This window comes from Achromobacter sp. DMS1 (genome assembly GCF_001270295.1).
Window position 1 is genome coordinate 1 of the sequence record NZ_LHSJ01000210.1, and the last position, 7,411, is coordinate 7,411.

Sequence of the window (7,411 nt, forward strand, 5' to 3'; positions counted from 1 at the left end):
GAAAATTATGAATTCTAAGGATGGTCTGAACAATTCCCCCGCCCAACGGTAAACTTCGTCTGTCACGCCCTCTCGAGTCTGTTCATCATGAGCCAACTGAGTTTTTCTGAAGCGGAATTTGCCGGTAAGCGCAAGAAGACACGCCGTGAGAAGTTCTTGAACGAGATGGATCGCACGGTGCCGTGGGATTACCTGGCCGGTGAGATTGCCAAGCACTACCCGCAAGAAGGCAAGGTGGGTCGCCAGCCGTATCCCATTGAGACGATGCTGCGGATTCACTTCATGCAGCAATGGTTCAACCTGAGCGACCCAGCGATGGAAGAGGCGTTGTACGACAGTTTTTCGATGCGCCAGTTCGCCAAGCTGCCCGGTGGTCGTGCGCCGGACGAGACGACGATCCTGAACTTTCGTCACCTGCTTGAGAAGCACAACATTGCCGAAGAAATGTTCGAAGGCGTGAACCTGCTGCTGCAAGACTATGGGCTGATGGTGCGCCGGGGAACGATTGTGGACGCGACGATCATCGATGCGCCCAGCTCGACGAAGAACGCCCAGGGCGCGCGGGACCCCGAGATGCACCAGACCAAGAAAGGCAATAACTACTTCTTCGGCATGAAGGCGCACATCGGGGTCGATCTGCATACGGGCTTGGTGCATTCGGTGGTGGGTACGGCGGCCAACGTGGCGGATGTGACGCAGGTCGATGGGCTGCTGCACGGGGAGGAAGAACTGGTCTTGGGTGATGCGGGCTATCAAGGTGTGGGCAAGCGCGAAGAACACCAGGGGCGCGATGTGCAGTGGCATATTGCGTTGCGCCCGAGCCTGCGCAAGAAGTTGAGCAAGACGGTGCAATCCTTGCAAGACGCCTATGAACACACCAAGGCCAGCCTGCGGGCCAAGGTGGAGCACCCGTTTCGGGTGATCAAACGGCAGTTCGGCTACACGAAGGTGAGGTATCGGGGGCTGGCGAAAAACACCGCGCAGTTGCTGACGCTGTTCACGTTGAGCAATCTGTGGATGGCGCGACGACATTTGATGGCAGAGGTGCGCCCATAGGACATCAAAAGGCCCGGAAACGGGCTCTTTTGAGCGAAAACACGACGGAAAATCGGGATTTTGGACGTTTTTTTCTGATTTTCTGAAATCAGGCGACAAGCAGTGATGAATTTGGGTCGGCTGGCTGATTGTTCAGACCGTCCTTAATACGGTTTATTTCGTATTATTTCTTATTATTTATAGTCAGGCGAGAGAGGATTATATCTGTTTGCGACTTCTGTATCTAATTTGTTTTTGTTGTCGCGCGAATTTTATGGATTTTGATAGTTTTTTCGAGACATCCGCGGCCCGTGTCCGGGACGCCCGCATACAGGATGGTAGTTTTAGTACTGGTATATATGCTTAGGTTGTACTAGGTTGTCCGCCTGGGCATAATGTGTCCATGCCGCAGCGGCGGACGCGGCCCGCGCCGTGTCCGCCCGAGCCGGACCGTCTTGTTCACCGAGCACATTCATGGCCCAAACCCTCTACGACAAACTCTGGGACGCGCACGTCGTCCACCAGGAATCCGACGGCACCTGTCTGCTCTATATCGATCGCCACCTGGTGCACGAAGTCACCAGCCCCCAGGCGTTCGAAGGTCTCGCGCTGGCCGGGCGCAAGCCGTGGCGCGTCAGCGCCAACCTTGCGGTTGCGGACCACAACGTGCCCACGCTCAACCGCGCCCAGGGCATCGAAGATCCCGTTTCGCGGCTGCAGGTGGATACGCTGGACGCCAACTGCGACAAATACGGCATCACCGAATTCCGCATGAACGACCTGCGCCAGGGCATCGTGCACGTCATCGGGCCTGAACAGGGCGCCACCCTGCCGGGCATGACCGTGGTCTGCGGCGACTCGCACACCAGCACGCACGGCGCCGTGGGCGCGCTGGCCTTCGGCATCGGCACCTCCGAGGTGGAGCACGTGCTCGCCACGCAGACGCTGCTCATGAAGAAAGCCAAGAGCATGCTCATCAAGGTGGAAGGCGAATTGCCTTTCGGCTGTACGGCCAAGGACCTGGTGCTGCACGTCATCGGCCGCATCGGCACGGCGGGCGGCACGGGGTACGCCATCGAGTTCGCGGGCAGCACCATCCGCGGGCTTTCGCTCGAAGGCCGCATGACGGTCTGCAACATGGCCATCGAAGCCGGCGCGCGCTCGGGCATGGTGGCGGTGGACGACAAGACCATCGAGTATTTCCGCGGCCGTCCCTTTGCGCCCACGGGCGTGCTCTGGGACCAGGCGGTGTCGTACTGGCGCACGCTGCATACCGACGAGGGCGCCCGCTTCGACGCCGTGGTCGAGGTCGACGCGCGCGACATCAAGCCGCAGGTCACCTGGGGCACTTCGCCCGAAATGGTGCTGCCCGTGGATTCCCGCGTGCCGGACCCCGACCGCGAGAAAGACGACGTGCGGCGCAGCGGCATGGAGCGCGCGCTGCAATACATGGGCCTGAAGCCCAACACCCCGCTGACCGACATCCGCGTGGACCGCGTGTTCATCGGATCGTGCACCAATTCGCGCATCGAAGACCTGCGCGAGGCCGCGGCCGTGGCCCGCGGCAAGCACGTGGCGTCCAACGTGCGGCAGGCCATGGTGGTGCCGGGCTCCGGCCTGGTCAAGCAGCAGGCCGAGCGCGAAGGGCTGGACAAGATCTTCATCGAGGCCGGCTTCGAATGGCGCGAGCCGGGCTGTTCGATGTGCCTGGCCATGAATGCCGACCGCCTGGAACCGGGCGAGCGCTGCGCCTCCACCTCCAACCGGAACTTCGAGGGCCGGCAGGGGCAGGGCGGCCGTACGCACCTGGTCAGCCCCGCCATGGCCGCCGCCGCCGCGGTGGCGGGCCATTTCGTCGATGTCCGCACTTTCCGTTAAGCACCGGGTATACAGATCATGCAAGCATTCACCACTCACGAAGGCCTGGTCGCGCCGCTGGATCGCGAGAACGTCGATACCGACCTCATCATTCCGAAGCAATTCCTCAAGTCCATCAAGCGCAGCGGCTTCGGGCCGAACCTGTTCGACGAGCTGCGCTACCTGGACCACGGCGAACCCGGCATGGACAACAGCAAGCGTCCGCTGAATCCCGATTTCGTCCTGAACCAGCCGCGCTACCAGGGCGCGTCCGTGCTGCTGGCCCGCAAGAACTTCGGCTGCGGCTCCAGCCGCGAACACGCGCCGTGGGCACTGACGCAATACGGTTTCCGCGCCATCATTGCGCCGTCCTACGCCGACATTTTTTTCAACAACAGCTTCAAGAACGGCCTGCTGCCGATCGTGCTCTCCGAACTGGAAGTGTCGCGGCTGTTCGACGAAGTGAAAGCCTTCCCCGGCTACAAGCTGCGCATCGACCTGGAGCGCCAGGTGGTGGTGGCAGCCGACGGCCGCGAAATGGCGTTCGACATCGAGCCTTTCCGCAAATACTGCCTGCTCAACGGTTACGACGACATCGCGCTGACCCTGCGCCACGCCGACAAGATCCGCGCCTTCGAGGCCGAGCGCCTGGCGCGTCATCCCTGGCTCGAAAGCCGGCCCATCGCCTGACGTCTTTTCATAAACAGGAATACCCATGACTCACCAAATCGCAGTGCTGCCGGGCGACGGCATCGGCCCCGAAATCGTGGAACAGGCCGTGCGCGTCCTGAAGGCGCTGGATCTGCCCCTGGAAATCCGCCAGGCCGCCGTCGGCGGCGCGGCCTTCGACGAGTTCGAGCATCCGTTGCCGCCCGCCACGCTGAAGCTGGCCAAGGAATCGCACGCCGTGCTGTTCGGCGCCGTGGGCGACTGGAAGTACGACAGCCTGCCGCGCGAATTCCGTCCCGAGCAGGCCATCCTGGGGCTGCGCAAGGCGCTCGGGCTGTTCGCCAACCTGCGCCCGGCCATCCTGTATCCCGAACTGGCCAGCGCCTCCTCGCTGAAGCCCGAAATCGTGTCGGGGCTCGACATTCTCATCATCCGCGAGCTCACCGGCGACATCTATTTCGGTACGCCGCGCGGCGTGCGTTCCGCGCCCGACGGCGCTTTCGCCGGCGAGCGCGAGGGCTACGACACCATGCGTTATGCCGATTCCGAGGTGCGCCGCATCGCGCGCATCGGCTTCGAGTCGGCGCGCAAGCGCGGCAAGAAGCTCTGCAGCGTGGACAAGGCCAACGTGCTCGAGACTTCGCAGTTCTGGCGCGACATCGTCGTCGAAGTCGCGCGCGACTACCCCGACGTGGAGCTCTCGCACATGTACGTGGACAACGCCGCGATGCAGCTGGTGCGCAACCCGCGCCAGTTCGACGTTATCGTCACCGGCAACCTGTTCGGCGACATCCTGTCGGACGAGGCCGCCATGCTTACCGGCTCCATCGGCATGCTGCCCTCGGCTTCGCTCAACGCCAGCGGCCAGGGCCTGTACGAGCCCAGCCACGGTTCGGCGCCCGACATCGCCGGGCAGGGCATTGCCAATCCGCTGGCCACCATCCTGTCGGCTGCCATGCTGCTGCGCTATTCGTTGAACCAGCCGGCGCAGGCCGACCGCATCGAGGCCGCCGTGCGCAAGGTGCTGGCCGACGGCCTGCGCACCGCCGACATCCATGAGGCGGGCGCCACCAAGGTAAGCACTGCGCAAATGGGCGATGCCGTCCTGAAAGCGCTGGCCTGACGGCCTTTCCGTTGCGCGCGAGGCGCGGAACGGGCCGCGTCCGGACGAGCCGGGCGCGGCGCAAGGGCCGCTCCCGGCTTGGTGCGGCCCTTTTTTTCTGGTTGCGCTGCGGCATGGAGCGCGGCATTCTGATAAATTGTTGAAAGTTGCACCGCAATTTTCTCCCGGATCCCCCTTTCTTTTTTAAGAGCGATTGAAATGAAGCAAGCAGTAGGCCTAGTCGGCTGGCGCGGCATGGTCGGCTCGGTGCTCATGCAGCGCATGCGCGACGAGAACGATTTCGCACTGATCGAACCGGTGTTTTTCTCCACCAGCAATGCCGGCGGCGCTGCGCCCGCCTGGGCCGACGGCGCGGGCCCGCTGCAAAACGCCTACGACATCGACGCTCTGAAAAAACTGCCCATCATCGTTACCGCCCAGGGCGGCGACTACACCTCCGAGGTGTATCCCAAGCTGCGCGGCGCGGGCTGGAACGGCGTCTGGATCGACGCGGCCAGCACCCTGCGCATGGCCGACGACGCCATCATCGTGCTGGATCCGGTCAACCGCCCGGTGATCGACGCCGCCCTCAAGCGCGGCGTGCGCAATTTCATCGGCGGCAACTGCACCGTGAGCTGCATGCTGATGGGCCTGGCCGGCCTGTTCAACAACGACCTGGTCGAGTGGATGACCACCATGACCTACCAGGCCGCATCGGGCGGCGGCGCCCAGCACATGCGCGAACTGCTGACCCAGTTCGGCGAGCTGAACCAGGCCGTCAAGCCGCTGCTGGACGATCCCGCTTCGGCCATTCTCGAGATCGACCGCGGCGTGCTGGCGCGCCAGAAGGATCCTTCGCTGCCCCAGGAGCATTTCGGCGTGCCGCTGGGCGGCAACCTGATCCCCTGGATCGACAAGGACCTGGGCAACGGCATGTCCAAGGAAGAATGGAAGGGCGAGGTCGAAACCAACAAGATCCTGGGCCGCGGCGCCGCCTTCGGCACGCCGGCCACGCCCATCGACGGCCTGTGCGTGCGCATCGGCGCCATGCGCTGCCACAGCCAGGCGCTGACCATCAAGCTCAAGCGCGACCTGCCGCTGGACGAGATCGAATCGCTCATCGCCCAGGGCACGCAATGGGCCAAGGTCGTGCCCAACACCAAGGAAGACACGGTGCGCGCGCTTACGCCCGTTGCCGTCACCGGCACGCTCGACATCCCGGTGGGCCGCCTGCGCAAGCTCTCCATGGGGCCGCAGTACCTGGGCGCCTTCACGGTGGGCGACCAGCTCCTGTGGGGCGCTGCCGAGCCGCTGCGCCGCATGCTGCGCATCGCGCTGGCGGAAGCCTGATTCCGCGAGCCTCGCGGCTTGCGGGCAGCGCGCATGCAAGGGCACCTTCGGGTGCCCTTGCCCATATGGGGGGGCGCCCGGGGCTCGCCATGCGGTTCCTCGCCGGTCCGGCCGCGCCGCATGCCGCGTTTCGATGCGCCCGCCTGCGGTCGCGCGACAGTCTTCCGGTTTATGAAACGGCACCGATACATTACACTTTTGCCGTGAATTCAGGCCCCCGGGCCCTCTGGCGGCGCCGCTGCGGCATCGCCGGATTTCAACGACAAGATAGGGGATTCCCGCTCATGATCCAGCGTTTGCGCCCAATGAAGCCCGTCCGTCGTCTGAAGGCCCTGCATTGGGCCGTCGCATTGGCGTTGGGCGCGGGCGCCGCCAGCCCGGCGCTGGCCATGCGCGTGGGGCACTCGCGGGTGGTTTCCGCGCCCGGGGCGCCGCTGCAGGCGGTCGTCGGCCTGCAGGAACTGTCGCCCGACGAAGTCGCCTCGTTGAACGTGAGCGTGGCCGACGAAGCGGCCTGGCAGCGCGCCGGCCTGAAACCGCCGGTGCCGCTGGCGAGCATGGTAGTCCGGGTCGAAGACGGCATGGACGGCACGCGCAAGAACCTGCGCGTGCGCTCCGACCGCGCGCCCAACGGCGGCGCGGTCGACCTGCTGCTGAACATCGGGTCCAGCTCGGGCCAGCGCCAGGTGCAGGTCAGCATCCTCGTGCCCTTGCGCGGCACCACCGCCGACGTGACGCCGGCGTCCGTGGGCACGCCACGGCGCGCCGCGGCCGCGCGCAGCGTCAACGTCAGGTCGGGCGACACGCTGTTCGGCATCGCCCAGCGCAATGCCGTGCCCAACGCCAACGTCTATCAGATGCTGGTGGCCCTGTGGCGCGCCAATCCGCGAGCCTTCATCCAGAACAATATGAACCTGGTCAAGGCGGGCGAAAAGCTCACCATTCCCGACGCGGCTACCGTGCGCGCCGTGGATCCGGCCGAGGCGCGCCGCATCTTCAATGAGCACGCGGAAGCCTTCGCGCGCTACCGCTCGCGCATCGGTGCGGCGGCCGGCGCCAGCCCCGCCGTCGTGAAAGGCCAGGACGGCGCCGCGGGCACGGTCGGCAAGGCCGAGGAGGACGCCGGCGTCGCCGCCGCCGATCAGCCTCAAGACCGCGTCCGCCTGTCTTCCGCCTATCCGCCGGGCAGTCCCCAGGCGCAGGCGGAGGCCCAGGCCGATGCGCGGGTGTCCAACGAACGCGCGCTCGCCGACGCCCAGGGCCGCGTCAATCAATTGCAGAGCAATGTGGACGCGCTGAATCAGGCGCTGGCCGAACAGAACGCGGCGAAGACGGGTAATGCCTCGGGCGAGGCCGGCACACCCGGTGCCGCTGGCACGCCCGGATCGGCCGGCGCGG

Annotated in this window: 6 protein-coding genes; all 6 read left to right on the plus strand. The window is 65.0% G+C overall.

Annotated elements, in window-relative coordinates:
* Nucleotides 1–87 precede the first annotated feature (87 nt).
* The gene (locus tag AD428_RS19850) at nt 88–1,056 is read left to right on the plus strand and encodes an IS5 family transposase (RefSeq protein WP_053244871.1); all 969 of its coding nucleotides are present in this window, start codon (nt 88–90) and stop codon (nt 1,054–1,056) included.
* Nucleotides 1,057–1,509: 453 nt separating this feature from the next.
* Nucleotides 1,510–2,913, plus strand: a complete 1,404-nt coding sequence (gene leuC / locus AD428_RS19855) for a 3-isopropylmalate dehydratase large subunit (RefSeq protein ID WP_053246326.1) — start codon at nt 1,510–1,512, stop codon at nt 2,911–2,913.
* An 18-nt stretch (nt 2,914–2,931) separates the two neighbouring features.
* A complete protein-coding gene (gene leuD, locus AD428_RS19860) occupies nt 2,932–3,582 on the plus strand; it encodes a 3-isopropylmalate dehydratase small subunit (protein ID WP_053246327.1) in 651 nt (216 codons plus the stop codon).
* Between the two features lie 25 nt (nt 3,583–3,607).
* The gene (leuB, locus tag AD428_RS19865) at nt 3,608–4,684 is read left to right on the plus strand and encodes a 3-isopropylmalate dehydrogenase (RefSeq protein ID WP_053246328.1); all 1,077 of its coding nucleotides are present in this window, start codon (nt 3,608–3,610) and stop codon (nt 4,682–4,684) included.
* Between the two features lie 198 nt (nt 4,685–4,882).
* Entirely contained in the window at nt 4,883–6,013 is a 1,131-nt protein-coding gene (gene asd / locus AD428_RS19870; RefSeq protein WP_053246329.1) for an aspartate-semialdehyde dehydrogenase, read from the plus strand.
* A 284-nt stretch (nt 6,014–6,297) separates the two neighbouring features.
* The coding region (locus AD428_RS19875) for a type IV pilus assembly protein FimV (RefSeq protein ID WP_152968163.1) at nt 6,298–7,411 on the plus strand (1,114 nt) is incomplete at its 3' end.